The organism is Pantoea sp. RCC30.1 (assembly GCF_058148845.1).
In genome coordinates this window covers 1-25103 of record NZ_JBXUHX010000030.1, presented here as the reverse complement: position 1 = coordinate 25103, position 25103 = coordinate 1, and the positions used below count along the sequence as shown (strand labels likewise).

Here is a 25103-nt window from a genome sequence, read left to right as displayed (position 1 = left end):
AACCATGACTTTGCCTTTAACCGACCAATTGGTGCAGTGGCGTCGCGAACTGCATCAGCACCCGGAACTTTCGAATCATGAATTTGCCACCACGGAACGCATTACCCGCTGGCTGGAGCAGGCTGGGGTCCGACTGTTGCCGCTGGGGCTGAAAACCGGCGTCGTGGCAGAAATCGGTCATGGCGCCCCCCTGATCGCCCTGCGCGCGGATATTGACGCGTTACCGATTGAAGAAACCACCGAACGCCCGTGGCGATCACAGCAGCCGGGCGTGATGCACGCCTGCGGTCACGACGTTCACAGCGCCGTGATGCTCGGCGTGGCGTTGCAACTTAAACAGCAGGAAAGCACGCTGTCAGGCCGGGTGCGGATACTGTTTCAGCCCGCCGAAGAGACTTTTAATGGCGCTCGTCAGCTGATTGATGCCGGTGCACTGGAAGGCGTTCAGGCGATATTCGGCCTGCACAACGCGCCCGACCTGCCGCTGGGCACACTGCGCAGCCGGGCGGGCGCGTTTTATGCCAACGTCGACCGCTTTGTGATCCGCATTGAGGGCAAAGGCGCGCATGCCGCACGACCGCAGGAGGGGATCGATTCGATTGTGATTGCCAGCCATATAGTGACGGCACTGCAGACCCTGCCGAGCCGGGTGTTCAGCTCACTGGAAACGGTGGTGCTTAGCGTGACACGCTTTACCGCCGGTAATACATGGAACGTGCTGCCGCAAAGCGTTGAGCTGGAGGGCACGGTACGCACCCACAACGGCGAGATTCGGGCGCAGATTCCGCACCGCATGCGATCCCTGATTCAGGGTATTGCCGCCGGGTTTGGCGCGACCGCGGAACTGGAGTGGACTGAAGGACCGCCGGCCCTCATTAACACGCCAGAGTGGGTGGATGTTGCTCTGGACGTTGCCCAACAGAGTGGCTATCTCGCGGAGCATGCTGAGTCGCCGCAGATGGGCGGAGAAGATTTTGCCTTTTATCTGCAACAGGTGCCGGGAGCGTTTGTCAGCATCGGCAGTGCCAGCGAATTTGGTCTGCATCACGCAGCCTTCGATCCGGATGAAACCCTGATCGGCCCGGCGGTAGAGTACTTCACCCAGTTGGTGCCGCGCGCGTTGCAGATTGTGGCGGCGCAATGACGAAAAAGAGGAATGCTGCTATGTCAGTTCAGGTTCCGCAACCGATTCTTGATCATGCTGTGATTAACGTGGCCGACCAGCTCGACAGTGCCAGCGCGCGCTTCCGAAGGCTGGGTTTTCAGCTCACAGAGCGTGGACATCACTCACTGGGTTCGAGTAATCATCTGGCGATTTTTGGAGAAAATTATCTGGAGTTGCTGGGCTATGAGCCAGGCAAAGCCAGCCAGCGCGCCGATCTCTGGCAGTCGCCGCTGGGATTGAGCGGTCTGGTATGGAAAAGCAGCGATGCAGAGAGTGAGTTTCAGCATCTGCAACGGCAGGATCTGGATGGCGATCCGCCAGCGGCTTTTCATCGTCCGGTCACCCTGCCCGACGGTTCGGTGAGTGAAGCGCACTTTCGAACCGTGCGGATTCGCCCTTCACTGGTGCCTAATGGCCGCAGCTTTTTTTGCCAGCATCTGACACCCGAAGCGGTATGGCAGCCTGCATGGCAGCGTCACCCCAATGGCGTGCGTAATATCAGTGAGTTTGTGATTGTCGCGAAGGATCCGGCGCTTTCAGCCCAGGTTTATAGCCGCCTGTTTGGGGCCGCTAAGGTGCTCGCCTGTCCCGAAGGTGCCTTTGTCCTGCGCGCCGGTGTCGCCACGGTACGGTTTGCTTCGGCAGACTATGCGCAGCGGCGGTTTGGACCGCTGCCGGAAGACTATGATGGCAGCGCCCGGATGGTCGCGCTGGGTTTTGAGACGGCGGATCTCGCCCTGGTGAAACGCGCGCTGGTGACCGGTGAAATCGCATTTCAGGAGCAGCCCGAGGCGATTGTGGTGGAGTCGGCAGAAGGTTTTAACCTGGCACTGCGTTTTACCTGAGTGCAGGCCTGGAATGTTGTGAAAAACGCCTCGGTTGAGGCGTTATTTTTATCGGGCAATTTTCGCGGGAAGTCAAAAATGAGCTGACTTCAAAATTTAATAACAGCGTCAATAGGCCTGTCTGGCAGGTTGACAAATCTTCAATAACGCACCAAAATTCAGGTTGACAAATCAGTCGTTTTGCAACGTTAAAGGATTAATGAAATGCACACACATCGGGTTCCATGGGACTTTTACCCTCAATTGAGTGATGAGCGTTTAACTGTCATCGCCGAAGAACTTTTACAGGTACTGGACAGAACTTACGAACAGCTCTCTTCTCCTTTTGATGACAATTACACGCGTGGCACCTGTACTTTTGGCAGGCAGCGACAAATGCTCATTGCACTATGTTTAAGCGGAAAGCATAGCTGGCTTCAGCTGACTCACCCCGGCATGGATGTCACTTTCAATATTGAGAATATCCCGGTGCGTTTTTTTGCTGATGATCCTGAGAATCCAAAGAAGCCAGGTTTCTTCCGGAGAAATGTCGTTGACCAGCTCTTTGAACCGCAGCTTACAACGCCTACCCTGCACCGCTTTGTGGTCGAAAAGCCTGAGTTTGAAGGTGAAGGTGCCCGTGTACATTTCATCGGTACTAATGCAATGGACGAGTTTGTATCGAAGTGGACATATGGCGAAGGCCGGGTCTCTGTTCCACATTTTATAGAAGAAGTACTACCGACTCCGGTTACTATCGAACTCGACCCGATCAAAGCATCCCGGCCTGAAAAGAAAACAAATGCAGATGAAGATTAACAGGTGAAAAGTGTTTAACGGTTCAAATCTGCGATTAGCTCGCCTGTATAACGAGTATTCGCTAGAGCATGTGGCTGAGCGGGTTGGTAAGACCCGCCAGTACATACAGCGGCTGGAGTCAGGAACAGCGGTTCCAACTTCTCAGTTGGCCATGGAATTAGCCGTCGTATTAGAGGTCGAGCCAGAGTTCTTTACTCTTCTGGCGCAGCCCAGAGTGAATGAAGATGAGGTGCATTTTCGCAAACTCAGCAGCACGCGCCTTTCCACTAAGCTTTCGACGCTGGCAAGAGCTGAACTTTACGTGCGTCTGGTTGATCTCTTTGAACAGTATCTTGATTTGCCCCCGGTGCGTTTTCCGGAACTGACAGTACAGACCCAGGAAGATATTGAAAAGGCAGCAGAGCAATGTCGAAAAGAGTGGGCACTAGGTTCCGGACCGATTGAAAACATGACGCGTCTGGCTGAAAAACTGGGCGCTTTCGTCACCGTATTCGATTCTGTCTCAGATGAGGTGGACGCTCTTTCTGTTCCGCTTGAAAGACCTTTTATCGTCAGAAATCGAGCCAAAAAATCGCCATGCAGGCAGCGATTTGATATCGCCCATGAAGTCGCTCATTTAATCCTGCACGGCGGAATGACAACCGGAGACAGAGTCACTGAGTCCCAGGCGAATCGTTTTGCCTCTGCTCTCCTGCTTCCACGGGATTCCATGGTCAGGCACTTTCCACGCCCGGTTGGTGGCCGTATTGACTGGCAGGGACTGAGCGCGTTTAAGCTGACATGGAAAGTGAGTAAAGCGGCGATCATCTATCGGGCACACCAACTTTCGCTTTTAACTGATGCTCAGTATAAAACTGCATTTACTGGTCTTAAGCGTAAAGGAGAAGCGATCGATGAAAAAGAGGATTGTCTGATCTCGCATGAAGAACCGAAGTTCTTCAAAAATGCATTGCATTTTCTCAGTAATGAATTGGGTATGGATAGAAAATGCCTTGCCCATCTCTTGCATATCACGCCGTCTGCATTTGAGAAATTAGCGGGTAACGCTATTCCTCAGGCCGCCTGTTTGCCCGGTGAAGAAACTAACGTTGTTTCTTTACTGGCTTACGGACAGAAACTTCTCTGAGTGACGATTTTGCTCTCAGACAAATAAAAAAACGCCTCAACTGAGGCGTTTTTCACAGGCTATACAACGACACAAATCAGAAGGTATAGCTGGCGGTCACCGAAAAATTACGAGGTTCGCCGTAGACCACAGAACTGGCCACATTGGTGTCATACTCTTTGTCGAACAGGTTATTGAGGTTGCCCTGCAGCGACAGATTTTTGTTCACCTGGTAGCGGGCGAAGAGATCAACCAGCGCATAGCTGCCCTGACGGGCGCGCCAGGTGCCATTGCCTTCCGGGCCGCCGACATCGTTCCAGACGTGGGTCTGCCAGTTCACGCCGCCCCCCACCGTCAGCTGCTGCAGCGTCGGCAGGCGATAGCTACTGAACAGGTTAAAGCTGGTCTGCGGCAGTTGCGGGTTGAAGGTGCTGCCATCGCGGTTTTCCGCTATATAGCGCGTGCCGCCAAAGGTCATCTGCCAGTTGTCGGTTAATGCGCCGTTGACCTCGAACTCTACGCCCCGACTCACCACGCCTTTCCGGCCAATGTAAGCAACATCACCTGAACCCTGCACTGTCTGCGTGGTTGCCTCACCTACATTATCCAGCTCGGTGCGAAACACTGAAATCGAGGTGGTTAAGCGACTGTCCATCCAGTCCGATTTCAGTCCTGCTTCGTAGTTTTTGCCGATGACCGGCGACAGGTAAGCGCCACTGACATCGCGATAATCCTGTGGCTGGAACACCGAGGTATAGCTGGCGTAAGCCGACCAGTTTTCGGCGAAGTCATAAATCAGCCCGCCATAGGGAGTGATGTTATTTTCTTCCGCTTCGCCACTTAACGTTTCGCGGTTCCAGTTGGTGTAGCGAGCACCGATAATCAGGTGCAGCGGATCGGCGAGTGACAGGCGAGTCGCCATGTAGGTCGATTTTTGACGGACCAGCTGGGTATCGCTGGCAGGCAGACGCGGTGTCCAGGCGGATTCAGGATACTGGCCATTAAAGTCGTTATAGTTACCCAGCGACGCTGAAGAGATGTTCTCAAAGGTGCTGAAGTACTTATTATCCTGACGGGTGTAATTGACGCCCACCATCAGCTCATGCTGACGCCCCAGCAGTTCGTACGGGCCGCTGGCGAAAGCATCCACCGCATCCACTTTGCGTTTGCCGGTGTTATAACCGGTTCCGCCCACCACCGGATAATCGGCATAGGAAGAGACGCCCGCGCCGGTATTACGATCGAAATAACCATCCAGATAGATTTGCTTACTGTCCAGACGCATCTCGTTGTGCGCGCCGTTCAGCGTGATGTTCCAGCCGTTGTCGAAATCCTGCTTCAGGTTCACAAAGAGTTTACGGTTCTCTTTATCGTTGTAAGCCCAGTCAGGCGCAGTGTTATAGCCGCGTCGGGTATGAATCTGTGTGCCGTCGGTGTACCAGCGCGGTGCGCCGCCCCACATGGTGGAGTCGGTATTGACCTGGCTGAACTCGTAGCCGACAGAGAGCGTGGCAGAGTCGGTCAGGTCAGCATCGACAACACCGTAGATGAACTGTTTTTTAGCGCCGTAACGCTCGATGAAGCTGTTGTTATCCTGCCAGCCCGCGATCAGCCGGCCACGCACATTGCCGGACTCACTGAGCGGAGCAGAGAGATCGGCTACATAACGCTGTTTGTTCCAGCTGCCGTAGCTGGCGGAGAGGGTGCCGCCGAACTCTTTGCTGTCTGCATGTTTGCGAACCATATTGATGGCGGCTGACGGATTGCCAGGGCCGGTCAACAGGCCAGTTGCCCCACGTACCACTTCAACGCGCTCATACAGTGCCATATCGGTCTGCGCATCGCCCAGGTTCCAGCGAGCAGCAAAGGCCGTAGGAATACCATCGACCATGTAGTTGTCGATCATAAAGCCGCGCGCATAGTAGTTGGTGCGGTCCATGTCCCCACTGATGCCGCGGATGCCGGTGGTGTTTGCCAACACATCATTCAGCGACTGAAGTTGCTGATCAGCCATTCGCTGCTTGCTTACAATGCTGACTGACTGCGGCACATCACGCACGGTGCCCAGCATTTTCGTGCCCGCACGGGTAACCGGAACGCTGTAATCGGATGCGGGTGACGTTGTCACGGCATCATCGCCTGAAGCCGTGACGGTCAGAGTCTGATCATCGCGGGTAGCAGGTGTCTGAGTCTCAGCGGCATAAGCAACGTTATGCATTAGCGATGAGGCGACGAAAACAGCCAGTAAGGAGAAACGGAACGGACTCTGGAGAGCAGACGCGCTCTTAACCCTGGGGTACTGAAGATCGAAAGCGTTCATTAATTCCTCAATTATCTTTATGTTTTTATGCTGCCACTGTCACGACCCTGCGTCCTGCGAGCATCGCTACCCTGCTTAAGGTTTGAGGAATCAAAACCTTTCCGTTAGCGCCTTAGCGCGGGTGTGATTAACATTTAAAGCAAATGAGAAATATACTCATTGCGATTATCAATGCAAGATTTTGTTAATGAACAATGCGAAATTTTTCACGGAAATGTCTGGCTGAAAGAGGGTTTTAGCAGGCGATATGCAGAGTGAGGCTTTTTACTGTTCAGAATGCCAGCTTAATAAGCAAGATTGAGCGAATTCGGCTCCCTTTTGATAATTATAAAATCCTGTAATGGCCGTTCATTGACCTGATATTTCTCTTCCTGATGCAACAATACCCGCCTTAATTCATTTTTTTCCTTATTTAACACCAGATATTGCAGGAATTAACACATGCGCAAAACTCTACCTCTTAAAGCGCTGATGATGACGTCTGTATTCAGTCTGTTTTCAGCCCACTCTGCCACGCTTATTCAGAACGTAGGGGCGGGCTGGGAAAATTTCAGCAATAAAGTTGCCATTACCTGGGAGCAGCCAGAAGGCATCGACTTTTATCTGCCCGCGATTACCTGGCACAACCGTGCCACTTACGACAGGGAACACATTAATAAGTATAATGAAAGGCCGTGGGGCGCAGGTGGTGGTATCTCCCGCTACGATGAAAAAGGAAACTGGAATGGCCTCTACCTGATGGCGTTTAAGGACTCCTTCAATAAATGGGAACCCTTTGGTGGCTATGGCTGGGTGGCAACCTGGCGTCCACTAGCCGATCAGAATTTTCACTGGGGCGCAGGTTACACAGCGGGCGTCACCGCGCGGCATAACTGGGACTATATTCCGGTGCCTGCGCTTCTGCCGCTGGCCTCAATCGGCTATGGCGCTCTCGATTTCCAGATGACCTATGTTCCCGGCACCCACAACAACGGGAACGTCTATTTTGCCTGGTTGCGTTACCACTTCTGACCGCTATTTAGCGTGACATCGCCATGATAGAGAGATCGTTCAGGGAAAGAGTCTCGCCATCATAGCGATGCCGTAGCAGATGATAACTTTCGCATTCAATAATCTGCTCAACTGCATCTGAGAAGGTGATCATCGCGCTGCGCATCTGGTTCAGATAGTCATGGGTGTCATAAACCCGGTCGATGCCTTCCAGCGCATGGTTCATGATTTTTCGGGCGACATCATTCGGCGTGTCGAGCGCAGAAAGTTTGGATCGCGCGGTTCGGCGCAGGTCGCGTGGTGTAAATGGCTCCAGCCCCAGCCCACGCGGGGCGCGGAGCATCCGGCGCAGTGCCTGATTCAGCGCGCCTTTTGACAACGGCTGCTGGGGATCGCGGGGTGCGGGCACCAGCCAGGGGGAATCCGGTTCGGCGGCGCGCAGCAATGCTTCGATGCACTGACGCATCAGCGGCGAAATGGGCAGCACATGTTCCCGCTGCGATTTATTGCGCGTGCCCTGCATCCACAATCCTAACTGCAAATCGAACTCGGCTTTCTGCGCCTGCACAATCTCATCCGGCCGTCGGGCGCTCACCAGGCATAAACGCAGCGCCCATCGTGCCTGCTCCGACAAAGCCCAGTTATCCAGTCCGTGCCAGAAAACCCAGATTTCAGCATCGGTAAGTTGCCGACTACGCGGCGGTGTAGCGCGGCCCGCGACATCGCGTTTTTTCATTGAAGCGATGGGTGAATGATCGAGGTAGCCCTGCATCTCGGCCCAGGCGAGGAACTGTTTGGTCAGCGCAAATACCCGACGCGCCTCCTCTTTTTTGCCGTCGGCGATCAGGATGTTGTAGAGCCGGTTGAGGCGTAACCGGTTCAGCGCTTTAAGTGGTTGCGATCCGATGTTGGGCAGCACATGTTTCAGCAGCGAAGAGATGGCGATCTCAGGACGCCGACGACTGATTAGCAACGACAGTTTTACCCAGACCTTCATTACCTGCTCGACCGTACCTTCATCGCCAAAATTATCCAGCTCACTAAGTGAAGCCGTTTTCACCTGCGCCAGCCAGATCAGTACATGGCGGCCAACATGGGCTGAACGGTCGGTGGTCTGAGTCAGATCTGTTGTCACATCGATACCTGTTTGTCACTGCAAAGCGGGTCATTCTAACGACACTTTAACTGTGACTCCAGACCTAATAAGTCTGGAGTCATAAAGACGCGTTCTGGTCAGTTCTGAGAGGGTTTTCGATGTCTGAATGCAGGTCTTTTAATAGCGGTTTTATCGGGGAATCGCCCGGGTTTTACTCCGGGGTTTTACTCCGGGGTTTTACTCCGGGGTTATCCTGGCGCTGACTATTTAAAATCAACGGCCATCAGTTCGGCGATCGTTGAATCTCGCGTCGTCATTACGCAGCGATCCAGATAATCGGTGAACCTGGAAGGCTTGTTCATACCCAGCTGCAGCAGCCTGGAATTATCAAATACCACATTCAGGTTTGAAAAATGACCGTACAGGTTCATTGCGCGCAGCATGATCCGCTCGTTGCAGGGTCCGAACAAATCCTTAAACGTTCTTCGGCTATCAGAGAGCTGTTTATAGGAAACCTTCTGGTAATTAACGCCGAGTGCCCTGCCTCCTGATGCTTTGGCCATCGCCACATCAATTTCGGCGAACGTCACACTGCTTTGTGTTCCGGCAGAAATGTGAATCACTTCATTAATCACATCTTTTGCGTCAAGCAGCAGAACCAGCGCATCCGCGCAGTAATCAACCGGAACCACGTCAATACGATCGTCAAGGTCACAGGTGAATTTCCCTAATGCCAGCGCCATACGGAATACCCAGAAAATACTGGCAGAGGGCAGACAACCCTGATCGGAGTGACCCACTACGATCGACGGCCGGGCAATGACCAGTGGCAGACCCGGCAGTTTTTCGGTCATCAGCTTTTCAATCGAGGCCTTACTCCAGGTGTACTCGACTATATGCTGATCCCGGCTGGAGTCCAGTGCGCCCTCAATGACAAGCGAGCCTGGTTTCGGCGCACATGACATGGCAGTGCCAACGTGAATAAATTTCTTTAACCCTTCGACATGACTCATCCGTTCCGCGAACTGGAATGTGCCTTCGACATTCACTTTCCAGATAGTGGGGTTATTACCAAAAGAGGCAACGGCAGCACAGTTAATGACGTGGGTAACGTCGTTAAGCCGTGAGTCATTAATAAAGTTATCCGTTAACGCCAGATCACCCAGAATAATATTTTCAGGTGCTATCGTGTTGATAATTGAGTCATTTAAACCAAAGTTCTTCAGGTTCGCTTTGAGCCTGGTTAACCCTTGCTCAACAGTTTCGCCTCTGACCAGCAGCAGCAGTCGATCTTTAACGCTGTTCAGTAATAAATTTGCTACAACAGCCCCGCCTAAAAAACCTGTAGAACCGGTAATAAGGATTTTTTTCATCATAATGCCATTCAGCTTGGTTGGTTAAAAGAAAGCATTAACAGAACGCTTCCCGAACAGGAAAAAATTATTGTGATTACATTATTTATGATGAGACTAAAGTTAAATTAAGGTTTGCCGCTAAATCCCATACTTGCGACTTAATCACTGATCAGGTTGTAAACCAGAGCAGTATAAAGCTAATAAGTATCGCCAGGCTCAACAACACTATAGATATTTCATTAAACTTATTCATTTAGATTCTGTTTATATTTAACGCACAGAGAAAACTCATAAATACCTTCAGCCTCTGCTGAACGTACGATCTGATTTGAACAAGTTTCGCCATTTGGGATCAAGTCTTATTTTAATTATTTTTGCTGAACTTTATAAAGAGTTTATAAATGTGGGTTATTAATGATTTATTAAAATGTAAAACCCTGAGTACAATATCTGCAGGTTAAACAAAAATGATTTAGATTATTAATCAGAACTTTTGTTTAACCCGCGTTTAATTATTATCAGTTTATCTCTGTCCATCAGTGAATAACGGCCACCAGAAATCTAAGGCGCGCAGTGATCTTTGGCTCAACTAATGCTTACCTTGCTGGAGTGTTCACCTGGCTATTCCGCTCAAGTCACTGGCATAACTTTCATCGAATGTGATACTGATGGCTTCCAGGAGCTAAAGCCTGTCCCCCTGGCTGATGGCATAGAGAATCTGCCTGAAATGTCATCTGAGAGTGCTGAGGGGTTAATTTTCTGATTAAAAATGCGCCAACTGTTCTGTTTATTCTGTGAAAAGCGTAACCACAGGTAACTAACTTCGTGATTCGTGTATCCCTGCAAGCCAAACGCCCCGGAGTCTGGCTATGCTCTGATGAATTCAACGTGCAACTATGACTACCAGGATATTAAATGATGAAAAAGTTATCAATTATCGTTATTGCTACCGGCCTGTTTTTATCGGTGAATTTACAGGCTAATGCCGAAGGATGTCTAAAAGGCGCCGCAGTAGGAGGCGTGGCAGGTCATGTTGCGCATCATGGTGTTGCCGGGGCAGCAGCAGGCTGTGCCGTCGGTCATCATATGGCGAAGAAAAAACATAAAGAAGCTGAGAAAAACCAGCAGGCTCAACCAGCACAGAATTAAGCCGGCCGCGAGTGCCGATATAAGATAGCCAACTACCGGACAGTTTATTGTCCGGTAGTTGCTGAGTGCTAATCTTTTTTTTAATTAAAGATACCATGACGGTTTAATAGCGGAGCTATTCAGGCATGACCCTGAACTGATCGTTGATGGTATCGAGTTAAAAAAGCTAACCCTATATTATTTAAGCGTCATGGCTATTTCGCCACTCATCGACCATTTCTTTTGAGACCTCTTTTTTATAACAGACCGGTGCATAACCGCCCTGCTTGCTCCAGGCACTCCGCCCGCCGCAACTGCTGCCATTTCGTGCAGCGTTAAAAGGACAGGCACACACGCCAGGATAGGATGCGATTGAGTCTTCGATGATTAGCTGACGGATTTTATCATCGGTTTGCTTTGTTGTTTTAGCTTCAGTTGCGCCAGCCCAAAAAAGAGTCACGGCCATAGCCAGAGCAACGACCAATTTACTGTTATTCATGATTCCCTCCAGAATTGAGAAGGATAATTTAACGGAGGACGTTCTGGTTTAATCCTCTGAATAAAAGACTATGGCGTGTCTATTTCGACGGTTTTTCTTCGCTCAGGATGGAGGTGACTGTTTTTAATGAAACAGGCAGCAAAACAGAGGTGTTTGTGTGAAAACCTGGATAAAGCATAATTTTCATCACATAACCTCTTCAAAGCAGAGCCTTATGACTCTTTTAAGTCAGGGACCAGAAGTCTGTATAAGGCACGCAGACCTTTAATTCAGCCAGCGGAAAACGTCTCTTAAAAAAACCTTTTTTATCGACCCAGCCGCATAACACCATGCCCTCTGCGTATTCAAGCACAATCATTGTTCTTCTTCTTTTTCGCCGCCGAACAATGGTGCCCACCTCGATCATGTGGATACCTTGACCGCTGAATTGCCGGCTCCGCTGTAGTTATCTACAAGTACAGACCTGACAATGAAGTCATTACTTTTCCTGAGATCGTCGATCTCTGGCTGAAGTTTTCCATATATCCTCATACCTTCCAGCATCATGAAAATGCTTTGTGCCATTACTCCCGCATTTTCATCCTGACGAAAGATCTGCTGTTGCTGGCCTTTTATCAGGATGCTCTCTAATTGATTAATAATACGATTGAATTTAAAAGAAACTTTCGATCTGACCTCTTCGTCACCCGGTAAAAGCTCACTGGCTGCCGCAATAGTAAAGCAGCCTCTCTCTCCGGCAGCAGCAGAGGATAACTGAGCGACAAACTCGAGCATTTCCCGCAAAGCAGCGTCTGGTGACATTTCTGCATTTCGCTTAGCTGTTCTTGAAATGCCCTCATCCATGTAGCGCTGCAAAGCTGCGAGGTAGATAGCGCGCTTATCCGGATAGAGTTTATAGATGCTGGCACTTGCCAGACCCGATGCCTTTTTAAGGTCTGCCATGGATGTTGCCTGATATCCATTTTGCCAGAAACAATCGAGCGCAGTGTCGAGAAACGCCTCGGGATCGAACTCTCTGGGTCTGCCTGCTGCTGCTTTCATAAGATTCTCCAGTGTTGAAGATTTATTGTAGATCGATCAATCTACAATTAAAAGTCTTTCTAGCCACAAGGATAAAAGCCTTGAATTTTATGAATTTTTTAGAACAGCTGGCAGGCTAAGGGCCGCCTTTATGCAGCGGCGGGCACATCTCTATAATGGCGTGACAGTCTGGACGTGGTGATGAAAAACGTATGGGTCTGATAGCAGGTCAAATTGCTCGTCATCCGGATAGGTCACGGCTATCTGAAACTGTTCTCCAGCAAACGCTTTTATTGCTTCTAAATCCTCCCAGTATGTCGCCAGGAAAAAATGCTCCCATTCCCCCTGCGTTTCTCTGCGGACATAAGCTCCCAGATTCCCAGGCGTTCCTTGTGAATGTTCAACACCCGTTTTATGCAGATGGTTTGCAAAGCCTTCTGAATGCCTGACCGGTACGCATCCGTGCCATGTTCTGACAATCATGTTGCTATCCTCATGTTGTAGATGGGTTTTAACCATAACATGGCAATGAATAAGCAGAGATTTATTATCGGGGATATTGATAAATTGCGTACTGGCCAGATGCTGGTCTCTGGTGACAAAAAAGGCCGGAGTTCATCGACAACATCTCCGGCCACCGCTTCGCCATAACGACAGGCGTAATACGCCTGATAAGCTCTCAGAACTCCACATCCTCCAGACTGAAGATCTCAGTCTGGTCATTGTAGGAAAATATCTCAGCGTATCGTCCCCAGTTAATCACGCTGTTCAATGTCTCTTCAACGGCACTGTCGGACAGGAAATCTTCCAGCTCCTGCTCAAAGCGCAGACGTGGCGCACGGTGTCCGGGACGTTCATCAAGGACATTTTTTATCAGCGCCGCAAGGGGGACATAACGCAACAGGTGAGATGCGAACATCACTTTACGCGGTTGTGTATCTGATCCGGCAAAGATCCGTGCAGGTGGTGTCAGGATGATATCCCCTTCGCTGACATCGGCAAATCCCAGGGCCTGAAGCACCTCTGCAATCGGAAATAATTCATCCACTTCGAGATGCAGTGAACGCGCCACTTCCGGCATATCCGCCCTGCCGTGATACGGTTCCGCCGCAAGCGTTTCAATCAGACCGGCTATGATGTTGGTCGATACCTGAGGCAGTCGGGTGCCTAATGTCAGGCTCTTTTTCACAGGATCATTAACCGATTTGGCCGTCATCCGCGTATAGACCTCATCGACCAGACGGCGGAAGGCCGGATCCAATCGATTACGAGGGTGCTTAAACGGCACCGTGATCTCGGCCATGACGCGGCCAGGGTTGGAGGACAACACCAGAATCCTGTCACACATCAATACGGCTTCTTCAATGTTATGCGTGACGATGAGCACCGACTTCATCGGCATCTGGCCCTCATTCCACAAATCGAGTAAGTCAGTACGCAGCGTTTCAGCCGTCAGTACATCAAGGGCCGAAAAAGGCTCATCCATTAGCAACAGCAACGGGTCAACCACCAGCGCGCGCGCAAAACCCACACGCTGACGCATGCCTCCGGACAATTCCCGAGGGTACGCGTTTTCATACCCATCCAGACCGATTAAATCTATGGCAGCCAGGGCGCGTTTTCTGCGGTCCGGTGCGTTAACACCCAACGCCTCCAGTCCGGCCTCCACATTCTGCAAAACGGTCAGCCAGGGAAACAGCGCAAAGGTCTGGAATACCATTGCCACCCCTTTGGCCGGACCGTTAAGCGGCTTGCCGAGATAGTCAACTGCCCCTGCACCCGGACTGATCAGACCCGAGATGATACGCAGTAAGGTCGATTTACCTGAGCCTGACCGCCCGAGCAAACCCACGATCTCGCCTTCCTTCAGGGTAAGATTGACATCATCCAGGATGAGCATCTCTTCATGATTGGTCGCGTAGCCGTGTTTAATTCCTTTTACAGAGAGGACAGCAGTGCTTCCTTCTGTTTTTGTTTTTGGCTCGTCTGCGTTCTGTAATACGTGGCTGTTTGTCATCATAAACCCCCTTAGTTCACGCGATATTTTGATTCAGCAAATCTGTACAAAGGCCGCCACAGCAGACGATTGAACAGCGTGACAAACAGCGACATGACGGCGATGCCCAGGATAATTTTTGGAAAATCCCCGGCGACCGTCATCTGCGCGATATAGGCGCCCAGGCCGTGAGCTTTAACCTGGGTGCTTCCCCACTGCACGAATTCCGATACGATACTGGCGTTCCACGCCCCGCCCGACGCTGTGATGGCGCCTGTTATGTAGTAAGGAAAAATGGCCGGCAGCATCACCTGGCGCCACCATTGCCAGCCACGGATGTGGAAGTTAGCCGCGGCTTCTTTATAGTCGTTAGGAAAAGCCGTGGTGCCCGCGATAACGTTGAACAGGATGTACCATTGCGTACCCAGTATGATCAGCGGTGAGAGCCAGATGTCCGGATTAAGATCAAAATGGACAATCACGATCACGAAGACCGGGAACATCAGATTTGCCGGGAACGCCGCCAGGAACTGGGCAACGGGCTGGATTTTTGCTGCCAGCGCAGGCCGCAGACCGATCATCACGCCCAGGGGCACCCATATCAGTGATGAAATGATAATCAGCAGGGTCACGCGTAATAGCGTAATCAGTCCCGCGATAAAGACATGACTGATGTCGTACAGGGTGATCCCGCCATGCATATAGGCGAGCACCCGGTAGCCGACGTAGAGGGTGACGCTAATGACCAGGACGCCCCAGAAAAGGTCTGCCGGGCGTGAGGCAGCTTTGATGTTATTTTTCAGCGGAGTCGTCCTGCCGACAGGCCAGCGCCAGGAGATACGCGCAACCGTTGAAAACAGCAGACGGAGCGGTTTGATTACCTGTTGAATCAGCCGGGTCCGGCGGATCAGGTCGCGTACCCAGGATGTCGGCGCGCGATCGGAACGGGTATTTTCCATCCGGAACCTGTCAGCCCACGCCACCAGTGGCCTGAAGAGCAATTGATCATACGCCAGAATCACAATCACCATAGTGAGCAACACCCACCCTACGGCGTGAATATCTTTATGCAGAATAGCCTGAGCCAGATAGCCGCCCACGCCGGGCAGCGTATAGGCATTATTGCCCACCGTTATCGCTTCGGAGGCCACGATGAAGAACCAGCCACCTGACATCGACATCATCATGTTCCAGATCAGCCCCGGAACGGCGAAAGGCACTTCCAGCTTCCAGAAGCGTTGCCAGGCAGTCAGATGAAAACTACGGGAAACCTCCACCAAATCCTCAGGTACGGTGCGTAACGACTGATAGAAGCTAAAGGTCATGTTCCAGGCCTGGCTGGTGAACAGGGCGAAGATCGCTGCAAGCTCAACGCCCAGCACCTGCCCCGGAAACAGCGCAATAAAGAACGTCACGGTAAAAGAGATATAACCCAGCACCGGAACGGATTGCAGGATATCGAGAATGGGTACCAGGATTTTTTCAGCACGACGGCTTTTGGCGGCCAGCGTGCCGTAAATCAGGCTGAATACCAGTGAGGCCAGCATGGCCACCAGCATACGCAACGTGGTTCTCAGAGCATAGTCGGGTAAATGTTCGGGATTGAGCGAAATGACGTGGGTTTTTAAACTTTCAATCGGCAACAACGTTTGATCAAAACCAACCGCCGCCATCGCTATCAGGCCGATGATCAGCGGGAATGCCACAACATCCCAGGCGTTGGGCATTAAACGCCGGTTGGCAGCAAGCATCGTAAACCTGAAGTTCATAGGCTCTCTCTTTTACTCATCGCGGGAGTGAAAAAATTAATGCAAGACTGGGATTATCAGGCAGGCTCATTAAACGCATCGTTGACCAAAACGCTTTTAATATTAATTTTTTGTTACTGCAAGTTAGTACCGGACTTTTTAAGAGGGGATATCAGGAATAGTGACAGGAAAATAAATTTCATTAACGCCGATCACCTTAAGTAACCGGCGTTAATGTTGCCCTTGCTTTATCGAAAATTTCATCTGGCAAAGCGGTTTTATTTGTAAAGCTCAGCCGTCATGTGCACGCGATTGTTGGTACTCGCTTCCAGGATTTTATACTGCTCATTCTGAGCATGGGCCTGAGCAGCAATTTTTGCCTGTGCGCCATCCATGGTTAACGAGGTAGCAGAAATAGTCTGAGCTACGCTGCCAAAAGAGATCAGAGAGAGAGCGGCGACAGCAGCAAGTGAAAATTTATTTACAGTTTTCATAGTCATAATCCTTCACATGTTGGGTTAGAAAACGTCTTACCTGTGACGAGAAAATAATAATCAAGCTCACCACAACCCTGTAAACGAAATGTGCTGCGCCTGTTAACCCCTTGAATATTTTGTGCGCGTCATGGCAAATCCTTTGGATTATCAGCAACATCGCATGTCGTCCGGGCGCAAGGGCAACGATTACGGGTAATCATGATAATCCCTGTCCCGCGTGAAATAATTGTCAGCCTATGAATACGGACACACACAATGCAGCTTAGGATTTCGCAAAAAATATGAGCGGTACATTAACTGTAATGAAACATCAATTTTTTTTACATCCTTATGGGTGTTAAGAAAAAAAGTTCATGGTATGAATCTAATTCACCCATGTAATAACTGATTGCAGGCTCATCATGAAAACAGTGAAGGCTTATACCCTCAATGATGCACGTCTTAAGTTAACCAGCGGGAATTATAAAGGCGTACTAATCGATTTTGATATCAGTGCTGATGAGTTTTTTGTGCTTTTCAATGAGTGGAAAGGAAAAAATACGATAATAGAGAAGATAGGCAGCCGTTTTTTGATAAAAAATAAGAGCCCGGATGAAACATTGATATAATTGCTAAATTAATTTTTTCTTACGTGATGTTGTTATCAGTCGTTTTGAACTGAGTGATTTAGCAGCATGAAACGAGAACGTTAGCTCTCATGCGATAAAAAATGCCGGAGTTCAGCTGTAACTTTTTCCGGGGCCTCTTCAGCCATATGGTGGCCGCTGGCTATCGCATTACCCCGAACATTCAGATCAACAAATCAGCACCACTCACCCAGCGTCCTGTCCGCTATTTCAGCTGCGCCCTGGCATTATAAAAGCGCCGATAGGATAAGTAGACCGTGATGATCGTTGACAGACTAGCGGTGCCAATCAGCATAAACGTGACCATAATCTGATACTTAATCGCTTTGAGCGGATCGATTCCTGCGAAGATCAGTCCTGACATCATGCCCGGCAGGCTGACCAGCCCGACGGTTTTGGCGGCATCCACGGTCGGGATCATCGCGGTACGAATACTGTCGGCGATAATACGTGCCGACGACAGCTTCACCGAAGCACCCAGGCTGAGCATCTCCATAATTCTCTGCTGATTATCACTGAAGCGCTGGTTCAGATTGCTGTAACAGAGCCCCACCGCGACCATGGCATTACCGGCGATCATGCCTGAGATGGGAATGACCTGCATTGGCACGAACGCTATGGCACCGCTCAGCACCAGAATAGTCAGCGTGATGACGGTGCCACTGAAGATAGCGACAAACGATATCGCAAAGGCGTTATCTATATTCCGGCCGCGCTTGCGTGCGTTGATGGCGGCATTCACGCAGATAAACAGCACCATCAACACCGTCAGCCAGCTGTTATTGACGTCGAAAATCGACTTCAGCACAAAGCCAACGAAGACCAGCTGAATAATCGCCCGACAGACACTCCAGATAATATCTTTGCCCATACCGAGCTTTTCTTTCTGGCTGATAAGCAGCGCGATAACGACCAGCGTCAGCGACAGCATCAGAGAAGTGTCACTGATATTATGCTGATTCACGCGCATGCTCCTTTTCCGGTGGCTCAAGGCGAAGCACCTGCTCTGCCTGCTGAATATCGTTCACATCATGGCTGATCCGCACCACGGCTACCTTCTCTTCAGCTGAGATCCGGTTAATCAATGACAGTACGGCCAGCCGGTTCTCTTCATCCAGGGCGCTGGTGACTTCATCCAGTAACAGGACTTCAGGCATAAACTGCAGGTTGCGGAGCAGTCCGACACGCTGCTTTTCCCCGCCTGAAAGTTGGTCTACCGATTTATTCAGCATGTCCGAAGAGAGGTTTACGCTTTCCAGCGCAGCCACCAGTTTATCCTGCTGAGGTTTCTGACGGCGAATCTGCCAGGGCAGCGCCAGATTGTCATAAACCGTCTGACCAAACAGCTGCGGCGTCTGAAAGCAGTACGACACCTGCTGGCGATACGCCTCTGATTTCAACGTGGTGATATTACTGTTCCTGAAAAAGAGTTGCCCGGAAGTCGGTGTAATGAGTGAAGCAAGGATTTTCAGGAATGTGCTTTTTCCGCTGCCGGATGGGCCAGTCAGTAAGACGCAATCGCCCTGATGTAACTGCAGAGATACCGGTCGCAGTAGCTGACGGTTCCCGACTGAAAAAGCGACATCCTGCACATCCAGCAGGGGCAAAGCATTGTCCATATATACGCCTCAGGCCCTTTGAAGAGTGATGGGGGTTTTATTAAGCAGGCAGAACCAGGCACTGCGAGACATACGATAAGGCATATTAGTGAGGCTATTCATCTTCTGAGTCAAAAAATGATTGAATTAGCTCAGCCATGCGCGAAAAGCGGGAGGGTTAAACCAGGGCGGCAGACCCGCTGCCACCCGACAATTATTTGTTTTTCCAGTGGGTGGCAACCGGATTGATGACGGTGTTTTTTTCCTGAGTATAGGTGCCGTTCTGCTGCGCGATGGCTTCGCCGGTATCAACAATGGCGTTCTGAATAAAGACGTTCTGCTTTTCATTTTTGATAAAGGTTAGCTGGTGAAAGGCCGTTTTATTGCCCCAGTCAGCAGAAGGCAGAGAGATAAAACGTACGGTGAAGGTTTCATCATCAAACTTGCCCTGCATGACGTAAACGCCGTAGTGGTTTTCGCCCTGAGAAATGATCTTGTAGGTACCGTTGTCGTAATAATAAATCTCAGCATCCGGGAACGGCTTTTTGTCATACATTTTTCGGTAGTGCAGCACCTGTTTGATGGTGGGCTGGCCGAAACTGACGTTGAGATTTTTACCATCTGCCGATGTCGTCAGACCTTCAGCATGAACACTGCTCATCAGCATTAACAGGCTGGTCGTGACCATTGCGGTTGTTTTCACTCTCTTTCTCCTAATCGGATTATGGGGACAACAAGCGTAAGACACTTAGGAACTTACACGGCAACAAGTGTCTGTTGAAGAGGTTGATAACACCTTATTACACATTGTTATAATCACGAAAGGTGACAAGATTGTTGCGCGAGGTCATGCCGTTAAAATGAAGCTCGTCTGTCGATTTATAAAACAACTCAGTTAAGCAACCCTGCCCCAACATTTACTGATAACCCAAGAATAGCCAGATTAAAAATGAAAGAGATGACAGACTGCAGCAGCGCCAGTTTACGCATCTCTGTGGTGCCGGTGGCGACATCCGCCGTTTGCGAGGCAACCGCGATGGTGAAGGAGAAGTAGAGGAAATCCCAGTAGCCGGGATTCTTCGTTTTATCCGGGAAGATCAGCGGACTTACCTCGTTATTACGGTAAAGATAGTGCTGATGGGCATAATGCATCGCAAACGCGCTGGGCAGCATGGCCCATGAGGCAATCAACGTCATTGCTGTCAGCAGCAAATGCAGCAATCGTGGCGTGTCTGATAGCCCTTTGAGGGTGGGAAGTTCACTCATAATGGCGACAATGCTGACCATACAGGCGACGATCACAATGCCGAGTACCAGAGCGGCACTCTGATCCTGTTGCTGAGCAATCCGCTTGATCCCCGCCGCATCGGTACGCAGCATGCGAAACCAGAGAATACAGAGATAGAGCCAGGCCCAGACGTTCCAGCTGAGCAATAAACGCTGCATCTGCCCAAGATGCGCTGAGAGCAAAAAATAGCAAATGAGTCCGGCTGTAATAGAAAGCAACAGACGCAATCGCGCATAAAGCGTGGAGGTTAATGATGTCGGCATCGTAAAACCATTGTGGTTTGGTTGTGTGATATCAACTGTAGCTAAAAACGGCACGGCCAGAAGAAGAGTGAGTATCTGGTTACTGGCAGCCAGAACCTACTTTCCTCTGGCAGCCAGAACATCACGCTCAGGGTTGTTAAACGCGCGGTTACGGCATCATTCTGCGCAGCGTGTCGTCTTTCATAAAATAGTGATGGAATAAAGCCGCTACCGCGTGCAGACCAATTAACCAGTATCCCAGCGGTGCCAGGGTTTCGTGCCAGTCAATCAGCATGCTTGCCGTGGCAGGATCCGGAATCGTCGCGACAGGCATGTTTATGCCGAACAGCGCCCACTCTTTGCCACGCAGGTAACGCGAGCTCAGCCCAAGAATCGGTAAGACCACAAAGAGCGCATAAAGCAGTGTGTGCACCAGATGCGAAATACCCGTCTGCCAGCGCGCCACTGGAGGCGTGATCGGTGGGGTTTTTGTCCGGGTGCGCAGGAAAAGACGGGCCAGCATTAAAATCATCACGCAGAAGCCTGCGGAGAAGTGGGTGATCATCACCACATTTCGCTGCCAGGTTCCCTTTTCTGCCATCCACCGCAGCTCAATCGTAGCGTAGGCCATGATAATCAGCAGAACCGTAAGCCAGTGAAAAAGGATTTGCGAACCTTTATATTTCTTCAACATCGATAAACTCCAGTGACTATTTTTTTGTGTCACTATACCAGTAAATAATTAGATATTTGTTAGGAGTTTATTCATTGCTGATGAGAGTTTCGGCTGCTTTTGAAACCGCAATCGGCTAAGGATTTATCGGAAGGTGCCAGATATTAATCCCGGATCTCCTGGCGAGACAGGCTAAAAGGCACCACGATAATCGCCATAGTTGGTAGAGGTAAACGACCAGATGTCAGCACCTGATTCGATTTTAGCTGTGTAGTTTAAACCTGACCAACAGAGTAAATGGCTGGTTATTTAAGACAGCGATAAATCTTAAACTTAATCTGATAGTCATTCTGTTAAAGGACAAAAGCATGTAGCTAACGCGCTGCGTGCATCTATAAATACATTCCTCACTGGAACGATTAGCCTGCCCTGGGAGGCATTTTTTTTAAGTCAAATCCGCGCCCCATCGCCAGGGTCTGTTCACGCCTCGCTTATTAACAGTACCAGCGTAAACTGGAGTTAAAATAACGCGCGTTATCGTAACCTTAGAACTCTATATTTCTCATTCAAAAACAGTAACTTCTCCTCTGATTACAGTTCGCCTATGCTGCTAATCAATACGTTTTTTGCCAGAGGGATTTGCTATGTTTAATGTGCCCCCAACCTACAGTGCAGAGGCTGTTGAGTGCCTTTATGAAGTCATCGACATTCTCAACCTGAAAGGCGCACGCTGCCATGTAATCTTTGACAGTCAGGCATCCCGCGCCGCGATCATTGAGGCCGATACGACAGAAGAACTCGGCGAAATGCGCCACCCTGTACTGGCCGTGCTGGAGATGGAACGCGTTACCAGTATCAACACCATCCTGCGCATTAAATCATTCTGGACGGATTCAGAGGGGCCTCATCCTGAGATAGAACCTGCCAGTCTGGCTAAAGCACTCTATAAAGCGCTGACCATCAAGAAACAGATTACGCTGGTGGGTTTGTAAGGCATGAAAAGCGCGTGTAGTGCGGGTTTTAACTATCCGATGATTAATGCAGAAGCGCAAAACCGGCATTCGCTAAATCATTATGTACTGTGCTATCGCCTCTTTTTTTAGAACTTTGTTGTGTTCTGAACAAAAAAATATCGCCTTTGTTCTTCATCATTAGCACCAGAGAGGTATGCCCTCAGGGAGCGCTGAGCCTGTCGAATGAAATTATAATGAATATATCAATAGATTTTAAAATGAATTTCATTGGGGTCTTAGTCATCCTTGTCCTTTTTACCGGGACTCGCCGTGAAATCGGTCGAGCGTGATTACCCTCGCAGGTGCCTTTCAGCTTTACGTTTTTTGCTTTATTAGAGCAACAGGTCTTCGCCGATGGCAGCCAGAGAATCCTTAACTGACCGGCGGAAAGCATCGGCTGAAGGCGGAACTTTGAGTTAATGAACGGCGCACTTTTCAACTTTCATTTATATTCCCCGGCTGTTTGCAATCGATTCCCGAACGTGGGAGACCTGACCCGGTAATAACTCTTCCTGCTCATTACGCTACTGGCGCTCTTTAAGCGTTTCCTGGCCTGTGAAGAATAAAACTACGTGTTTCAAATCAGGTGTCTTGTGGCGTCCATAAGCCGGGCTGATGCCCGGTATCTGATTGACTTGAAACCTTAATAAAAATGGGCCTGACAACGCGGGTTAATCTTATCCGGCCCGACCGGGAAGCCTGCGCCCCCAGAATGATCGCGTAAGGCGCAATAGCCATAAGCAAAGGGGAAGCAACATTGACGCCATGCAGGAAGGAATCGCCTTTAAACGTGCAGTTCATAGTATTTACCTGAGATACCTTAATTGAGCCTGCGGACGAGTCCCGGGAGGCTGTATTTCTGAAAAGCCTGAGGCCAGCAGGCTGTCTGATATCTTCACGCACTTCGCTTCTTTTAGCTGCTCAGCGGCCTGTCGCGTTATTCAGACGATGCCTGTCCATTATTTCAGTGCTCGCCGCCCTGCATAAGCGCTTATAGAGCTGGCACACCCATCAGGGTGCCACCACCAGCAAAGATTCGTATGTCGGTAAAAGATCTTTTGCAAAAGTTAAAGATCCATTGTGAGCACCATACGAAACTTCACATCACCGGATCGCATGCGCTGGTAAGCTTTTTCAGCCTCAGCCAGCGGCGCGGTTTCAATTTGTGCGCGTACGCTAGTCAACAGACTGAATTTAAGGGCACGTTCCGTTTCGTAAGGCGTACCGGTAAGAGAGCCCTCCAGCTTTAACTCGTTTCCGACCATAGCGCTGGGCATGATTAAAAGTGGGGAACTGCCTGCGCCCACGACCAAAAATTTACCCTGTGGCACGAGTGCTTTCACTAGTCCGGAAGCCGCTTCACTGTTAGTGATGGTGGTCAGGATAACCTGTGCGCCACCCGTTTTTTTGATTTCTGCCACGGCGTCTGACTGTAACGTATCAATATACTGATGTGCCCCTAAGTTCAGGGCATCCTGCCGGATGTCACTTCCGCGTCCAACAGCAATGACCCGGTAGCCCATTTTTTGTGCATACTGTATGGCCAGATGACCCAGACCACCGATACCCTGAATAACAATCGTATCGCCGGGCCGAGCTCCTGACCTGGTCAGCGCGTTGAAAGTGGCAATCCCTGCACAAAGCAGCGGAGCCGCCTCTGCTGCTTGCAGCTCGTCGGGAATGATAACCAGACCCGTGGCACGTGCCAGCATCATTTCCGCATAGCAACCATCACAGGAGCTGCCGGTGACGGGCTGGTCAGTACACAGAACAAACTTACCCTGCCGGCACTGTTCGCACTCGCCGCAGTATCCTCCCAGGCGCCCGACACCGACCCGCTGCCCTTCAGAAAGGTATGAGGGCACGCCCGGTCCCAGAGAGAGAATGCGCCCCACCACTTCATGGCCGGGAATGCGAGGATACGTTGTGTTTTTTTCAAAACCTTCAATTGCACTTGCATCCGCGCCGCAGATACCACAGGCCTCCACTTTCAGCAGAACCTCGCCGTGACCGGGCTCCGGCACAGGACGCTTTACCATCTCCATCCTGCCAGGTTCGGTAATCTGCATTGCCTTGAATGTATTCATTTTTTTACCCCACTGTCTGACACAAAGAAGTATTTAGCCGCGTTGGTGCAGTGATGCTTCGAGAGGCGGAAATTCGATCACGGATTGGGCAGAGCCAGCACCGGCTGCTATTTATCCACTCAGCCTTTCATCGTGACGAATTCTTCAGCTGCTGTAGGATGAATTGCCACGGTATTGTCCAGATCCCGCTTAGTAGCGCCCATTTTGAGTGCCACCGCAAAGCCTTGAAGGATTTCGTCCATACCTTCTCCAATGCCGTGAATACCTACAACCTTCTCATCGGGCCCGGCGCATACCAGCTTCATCTTTGTCGCCTGCCGGTGGGACGTTACAGCCGTGAACATGGCGGTAAATGACGCACTGTAAATTTTAATGTTCTGATCGCCGAATTTTTCACGGGCCTGTGGCTCGGTGAGTCCGACAGTGCCCACAGGTGGATGACTGAATACCACCGTGGGGACATGCTGGTAATCAAGATGCTCATCCGGCCTATTGTTGAACAGGCGCTCAGCCAGGCGCCGACCAGCTGCAACGGCAACCGGCGTAAGTTCAAGCTGACCGGTAATATCGCCAACGGCATAGATGCCTTTCGCGGAGGTATTCTGATATTTATCTACAGTGACGTAACCTTCGTCACTGAGCGCCACCCCTGCTGCTTCAATGTTTAAGCCGGATGTGTTGGGTTTGCGACCGGTTGCCCAAATCACGACATCCACAACAATTTTTTCTCCCGAAGCCGTGACCACCGCGACAGAGCCATCCGGTTCTTCTGAAAGTGACGTGGTAACGGTATGCCGGTGGAGGCGAGGCCCTGATTCATTCATCATGGCAGCCAGGGTATCCCCGAGCAGGGGATCAAAATGGCGCAAAGGCTTATCACCGCGAACAAAAAGATGTGTTTCCGTACCGAGAGAATGCAGCACGCCCGCGAGCTCAACGGCAATGTAGCCCGCGCCGATGATGGCTGCCCTGCAGGGCAGTGCGCTCAGTTCAAAGAAACTATCGGAATCAATT

The 25103-nt window shown here is 50.5% G+C and carries 25 protein-coding genes; 8 read left to right on the top strand and 17 right to left on the bottom strand.

Annotated features, from left to right (window positions below; genetic code table 11):
- Positions 1-4 precede the first annotated feature (4 nt).
- From AC2LB6_RS20250 to AC2LB6_RS20235, 4 genes are all read left to right on the top strand, one after another.
- Positions 5-1144, top strand: coding sequence for an amidohydrolase (locus tag AC2LB6_RS20250; RefSeq protein WP_490094881.1), 1140 nt, complete (start codon positions 5-7; stop codon positions 1142-1144).
- Positions 1145-1164: 20 nt separating this feature from the next.
- Positions 1165-2010 (top strand): VOC family protein, encoded by an 846-nt coding sequence (locus AC2LB6_RS20245; RefSeq protein WP_490094880.1) that lies wholly within the window; start codon positions 1165-1167, stop codon positions 2008-2010.
- Positions 2011-2214: 204 nt separating this feature from the next.
- Complete coding sequence (locus AC2LB6_RS20240) at positions 2215-2808, top strand: hypothetical protein (protein ID WP_490094879.1); 594 nt, start codon at positions 2215-2217, stop codon at positions 2806-2808.
- A gap of 10 nt (positions 2809-2818) precedes the next feature.
- Positions 2819-3934 carry a helix-turn-helix domain-containing protein gene (locus tag AC2LB6_RS20235; protein ID WP_490094878.1) on the top strand — a complete coding sequence of 372 codons (1116 nt, stop codon included), beginning with the start codon at positions 2819-2821 and terminating at the stop codon, positions 3932-3934.
- Positions 3935-4010: 76 nt separating this feature from the next.
- Here the strand turns inward: AC2LB6_RS20235 and fhuE are convergent, their stop codons facing one another.
- Positions 4011-6233, bottom strand: coding sequence for a ferric-rhodotorulic acid/ferric-coprogen receptor FhuE (fhuE, locus tag AC2LB6_RS20230; RefSeq protein ID WP_490094877.1), 2223 nt, complete (start codon positions 6231-6233; stop codon positions 4011-4013).
- Positions 6234-6674: 441 nt separating this feature from the next.
- Between fhuE and pagP the strand changes: the two genes are divergently transcribed.
- The gene (gene pagP, locus AC2LB6_RS20225) at positions 6675-7244 is read left to right on the top strand and encodes a lipid IV(A) palmitoyltransferase PagP (RefSeq protein WP_490094876.1); all 570 of its coding nucleotides are present in this window, start codon (positions 6675-6677) and stop codon (positions 7242-7244) included.
- 7 nt (positions 7245-7251) lie between these two features.
- On the opposite strand, the gene AC2LB6_RS20220 is transcribed toward pagP, so the two are convergent.
- Entirely contained in the window at positions 7252-8358 is a 1107-nt protein-coding gene (locus AC2LB6_RS20220) for a tyrosine-type recombinase/integrase (protein ID WP_490094875.1), read from the bottom strand.
- Between the two features lie 224 nt (positions 8359-8582).
- The gene (locus tag AC2LB6_RS20215) at positions 8583-9692 is read right to left on the bottom strand and encodes an SDR family oxidoreductase (RefSeq protein WP_490094903.1); all 1110 of its coding nucleotides are present in this window, start codon (positions 9690-9692) and stop codon (positions 8583-8585) included.
- A 900-nt stretch (positions 9693-10592) separates the two neighbouring features.
- On the opposite strand from AC2LB6_RS20215, the gene AC2LB6_RS20210 reads away from it, so the two are divergent.
- Positions 10593-10823, top strand: coding sequence for a hypothetical protein (locus tag AC2LB6_RS20210; RefSeq protein WP_490094902.1), 231 nt, complete (start codon positions 10593-10595; stop codon positions 10821-10823).
- A gap of 181 nt (positions 10824-11004) precedes the next feature.
- On the opposite strand, the gene AC2LB6_RS20205 is transcribed toward AC2LB6_RS20210, so the two are convergent.
- The 7 genes from AC2LB6_RS20205 to AC2LB6_RS20175 all read right to left on the bottom strand — a co-directional run bounded on the left by AC2LB6_RS20205 (position 11005) and on the right by AC2LB6_RS20175 (position 16559).
- Entirely contained in the window at positions 11005-11268 is a 264-nt protein-coding gene (locus AC2LB6_RS20205) for a hypothetical protein (RefSeq protein WP_490094901.1), read from the bottom strand.
- A 256-nt stretch (positions 11269-11524) separates the two neighbouring features.
- Positions 11525-11707, bottom strand: coding sequence for a hypothetical protein (locus tag AC2LB6_RS20200; RefSeq protein ID WP_490094874.1), 183 nt, complete (start codon positions 11705-11707; stop codon positions 11525-11527).
- A complete protein-coding gene (locus AC2LB6_RS20195) occupies positions 11704-12342 on the bottom strand; it encodes a TetR/AcrR family transcriptional regulator (RefSeq protein ID WP_490094873.1) in 639 nt (212 codons plus the stop codon). Before AC2LB6_RS20195 ends, AC2LB6_RS20200 begins: the two co-directional genes overlap by 4 nt.
- 150 nt (positions 12343-12492) lie before the next feature.
- On the bottom strand, positions 12493-12804 hold the full coding sequence (locus tag AC2LB6_RS20190; RefSeq protein WP_490094872.1) for an antibiotic biosynthesis monooxygenase: 312 nt from the start codon (positions 12802-12804) through the stop codon (positions 12493-12495).
- A gap of 196 nt (positions 12805-13000) precedes the next feature.
- The gene (locus AC2LB6_RS20185) at positions 13001-14338 is read right to left on the bottom strand and encodes an ABC transporter ATP-binding protein (RefSeq protein WP_490094900.1); all 1338 of its coding nucleotides are present in this window, start codon (positions 14336-14338) and stop codon (positions 13001-13003) included.
- Between the two features lie 11 nt (positions 14339-14349).
- Positions 14350-16086 carry an ABC transporter permease gene (locus tag AC2LB6_RS20180; RefSeq protein ID WP_490094871.1) on the bottom strand — a complete coding sequence of 579 codons (1737 nt, stop codon included), beginning with the start codon at positions 16084-16086 and terminating at the stop codon, positions 14350-14352.
- A gap of 257 nt (positions 16087-16343) precedes the next feature.
- Positions 16344-16559: a YdgH/BhsA/McbA-like domain containing protein gene (locus tag AC2LB6_RS20175; protein WP_490094870.1), complete on the bottom strand. Its 216-nt coding sequence runs from the start codon at positions 16557-16559 to the stop codon at positions 16344-16346.
- 404 nt (positions 16560-16963) lie between these two features.
- Between AC2LB6_RS20175 and AC2LB6_RS20170 the strand changes: the two genes are divergently transcribed.
- Positions 16964-17170 carry a hypothetical protein gene (locus tag AC2LB6_RS20170; protein ID WP_490094869.1) on the top strand — a complete coding sequence of 69 codons (207 nt, stop codon included), beginning with the start codon at positions 16964-16966 and terminating at the stop codon, positions 17168-17170.
- A 223-nt stretch (positions 17171-17393) separates the two neighbouring features.
- On the opposite strand, the gene fetB is transcribed toward AC2LB6_RS20170, so the two are convergent.
- The 5 genes from fetB to cybB all read right to left on the bottom strand — a co-directional run bounded on the left by fetB (position 17394) and on the right by cybB (position 21010).
- A complete protein-coding gene (fetB, locus tag AC2LB6_RS20165; RefSeq protein ID WP_490094868.1) occupies positions 17394-18152 on the bottom strand; it encodes an iron efflux ABC transporter permease subunit FetB in 759 nt (252 codons plus the stop codon).
- The gene (fetA, locus tag AC2LB6_RS20160) at positions 18139-18807 is read right to left on the bottom strand and encodes an iron efflux ABC transporter ATP-binding subunit FetA (RefSeq protein WP_490094867.1); all 669 of its coding nucleotides are present in this window, start codon (positions 18805-18807) and stop codon (positions 18139-18141) included. Before fetA ends, fetB begins: the two co-directional genes overlap by 14 nt.
- A gap of 193 nt (positions 18808-19000) precedes the next feature.
- Positions 19001-19474 carry a hypothetical protein gene (locus tag AC2LB6_RS20155; RefSeq protein ID WP_490094899.1) on the bottom strand — a complete coding sequence of 158 codons (474 nt, stop codon included), beginning with the start codon at positions 19472-19474 and terminating at the stop codon, positions 19001-19003.
- Positions 19475-19677: 203 nt separating this feature from the next.
- On the bottom strand, positions 19678-20337 hold the full coding sequence (locus tag AC2LB6_RS20150) for a DUF1345 domain-containing protein (protein WP_490094866.1): 660 nt from the start codon (positions 20335-20337) through the stop codon (positions 19678-19680).
- A 148-nt stretch (positions 20338-20485) separates the two neighbouring features.
- Positions 20486-21010 carry a cytochrome b561 gene (cybB, locus tag AC2LB6_RS20145; RefSeq protein ID WP_490094865.1) on the bottom strand — a complete coding sequence of 175 codons (525 nt, stop codon included), beginning with the start codon at positions 21008-21010 and terminating at the stop codon, positions 20486-20488.
- Positions 21011-21633: 623 nt separating this feature from the next.
- On the opposite strand from cybB, the gene AC2LB6_RS20140 reads away from it, so the two are divergent.
- Entirely contained in the window at positions 21634-21981 is a 348-nt protein-coding gene (locus AC2LB6_RS20140) for a hypothetical protein (RefSeq protein ID WP_490094864.1), read from the top strand.
- A gap of 1088 nt (positions 21982-23069) precedes the next feature.
- On the opposite strand, the gene AC2LB6_RS20135 is transcribed toward AC2LB6_RS20140, so the two are convergent.
- Both AC2LB6_RS20135 and AC2LB6_RS20130 read right to left on the bottom strand, forming a co-directional pair.
- Positions 23070-24089, bottom strand: a complete 1020-nt coding sequence (locus AC2LB6_RS20135; protein ID WP_490094863.1) for an alcohol dehydrogenase catalytic domain-containing protein — start codon at positions 24087-24089, stop codon at positions 23070-23072.
- A gap of 119 nt (positions 24090-24208) precedes the next feature.
- Positions 24209-25103 (bottom strand): FAD-dependent oxidoreductase (locus tag AC2LB6_RS20130; protein ID WP_490094862.1); only part of this gene is annotated, 895 nt, incomplete at its 5' end.

Bases quoted from the DNA above. Each gene is read 5' to 3' on its own strand.
- AC2LB6_RS20250 (WP_490094881.1), top strand. From the start codon at position 5: ATGACTTTGCCTTTAACCGACCAATTGGTGCAGTGGCGTCGCGAACTG.
- AC2LB6_RS20245 (WP_490094880.1), top strand. From the start codon at position 1,165: ATGTCAGTTCAGGTTCCGCAACCGATTCTTGATCATGCTGTGATTAAC.
- AC2LB6_RS20240 (WP_490094879.1), top strand. From the start codon at position 2,215: ATGCACACACATCGGGTTCCATGGGACTTTTACCCTCAATTGAGTGAT.
- fhuE (WP_490094877.1), bottom strand. From the start codon at position 6,233: ATGAACGCTTTCGATCTTCAGTACCCCAGGGTTAAGAGCGCGTCTGCT.
- pagP (WP_490094876.1), top strand. From the start codon at position 6,675: ATGCGCAAAACTCTACCTCTTAAAGCGCTGATGATGACGTCTGTATTC.
- AC2LB6_RS20215 (WP_490094903.1), bottom strand. From the start codon at position 9,692: ATGAAAAAAATCCTTATTACCGGTTCTACAGGTTTTTTAGGCGGGGCT.
- AC2LB6_RS20210 (WP_490094902.1), top strand. From the start codon at position 10,593: ATGAAAAAGTTATCAATTATCGTTATTGCTACCGGCCTGTTTTTATCG.
- AC2LB6_RS20205 (WP_490094901.1), bottom strand. From the start codon at position 11,268: ATGGCCGTGACTCTTTTTTGGGCTGGCGCAACTGAAGCTAAAACAACA.
- AC2LB6_RS20200 (WP_490094874.1), bottom strand. From the start codon at position 11,707: ATGATCGAGGTGGGCACCATTGTTCGGCGGCGAAAAAGAAGAAGAACA.
- AC2LB6_RS20195 (WP_490094873.1), bottom strand. From the start codon at position 12,342: ATGAAAGCAGCAGCAGGCAGACCCAGAGAGTTCGATCCCGAGGCGTTT.
- AC2LB6_RS20190 (WP_490094872.1), bottom strand. From the start codon at position 12,804: ATGATTGTCAGAACATGGCACGGATGCGTACCGGTCAGGCATTCAGAA.
- AC2LB6_RS20185 (WP_490094900.1), bottom strand. From the start codon at position 14,338: ATGACAAACAGCCACGTATTACAGAACGCAGACGAGCCAAAAACAAAA.
- AC2LB6_RS20180 (WP_490094871.1), bottom strand. From the start codon at position 16,086: ATGAACTTCAGGTTTACGATGCTTGCTGCCAACCGGCGTTTAATGCCC.
- AC2LB6_RS20175 (WP_490094870.1), bottom strand. From the start codon at position 16,559: ATGAAAACTGTAAATAAATTTTCACTTGCTGCTGTCGCCGCTCTCTCT.
- AC2LB6_RS20170 (WP_490094869.1), top strand. From the start codon at position 16,964: ATGAAAACAGTGAAGGCTTATACCCTCAATGATGCACGTCTTAAGTTA.
- fetA (WP_490094867.1), bottom strand. From the start codon at position 18,807: ATGGACAATGCTTTGCCCCTGCTGGATGTGCAGGATGTCGCTTTTTCA.
- AC2LB6_RS20155 (WP_490094899.1), bottom strand. From the start codon at position 19,474: ATGGTCACGACCAGCCTGTTAATGCTGATGAGCAGTGTTCATGCTGAA.
- AC2LB6_RS20150 (WP_490094866.1), bottom strand. From the start codon at position 20,337: ATGCCGACATCATTAACCTCCACGCTTTATGCGCGATTGCGTCTGTTG.
- cybB (WP_490094865.1), bottom strand. From the start codon at position 21,010: ATGTTGAAGAAATATAAAGGTTCGCAAATCCTTTTTCACTGGCTTACG.
- AC2LB6_RS20140 (WP_490094864.1), top strand. From the start codon at position 21,634: ATGTTTAATGTGCCCCCAACCTACAGTGCAGAGGCTGTTGAGTGCCTT.
- AC2LB6_RS20135 (WP_490094863.1), bottom strand. From the start codon at position 24,089: ATGAATACATTCAAGGCAATGCAGATTACCGAACCTGGCAGGATGGAG.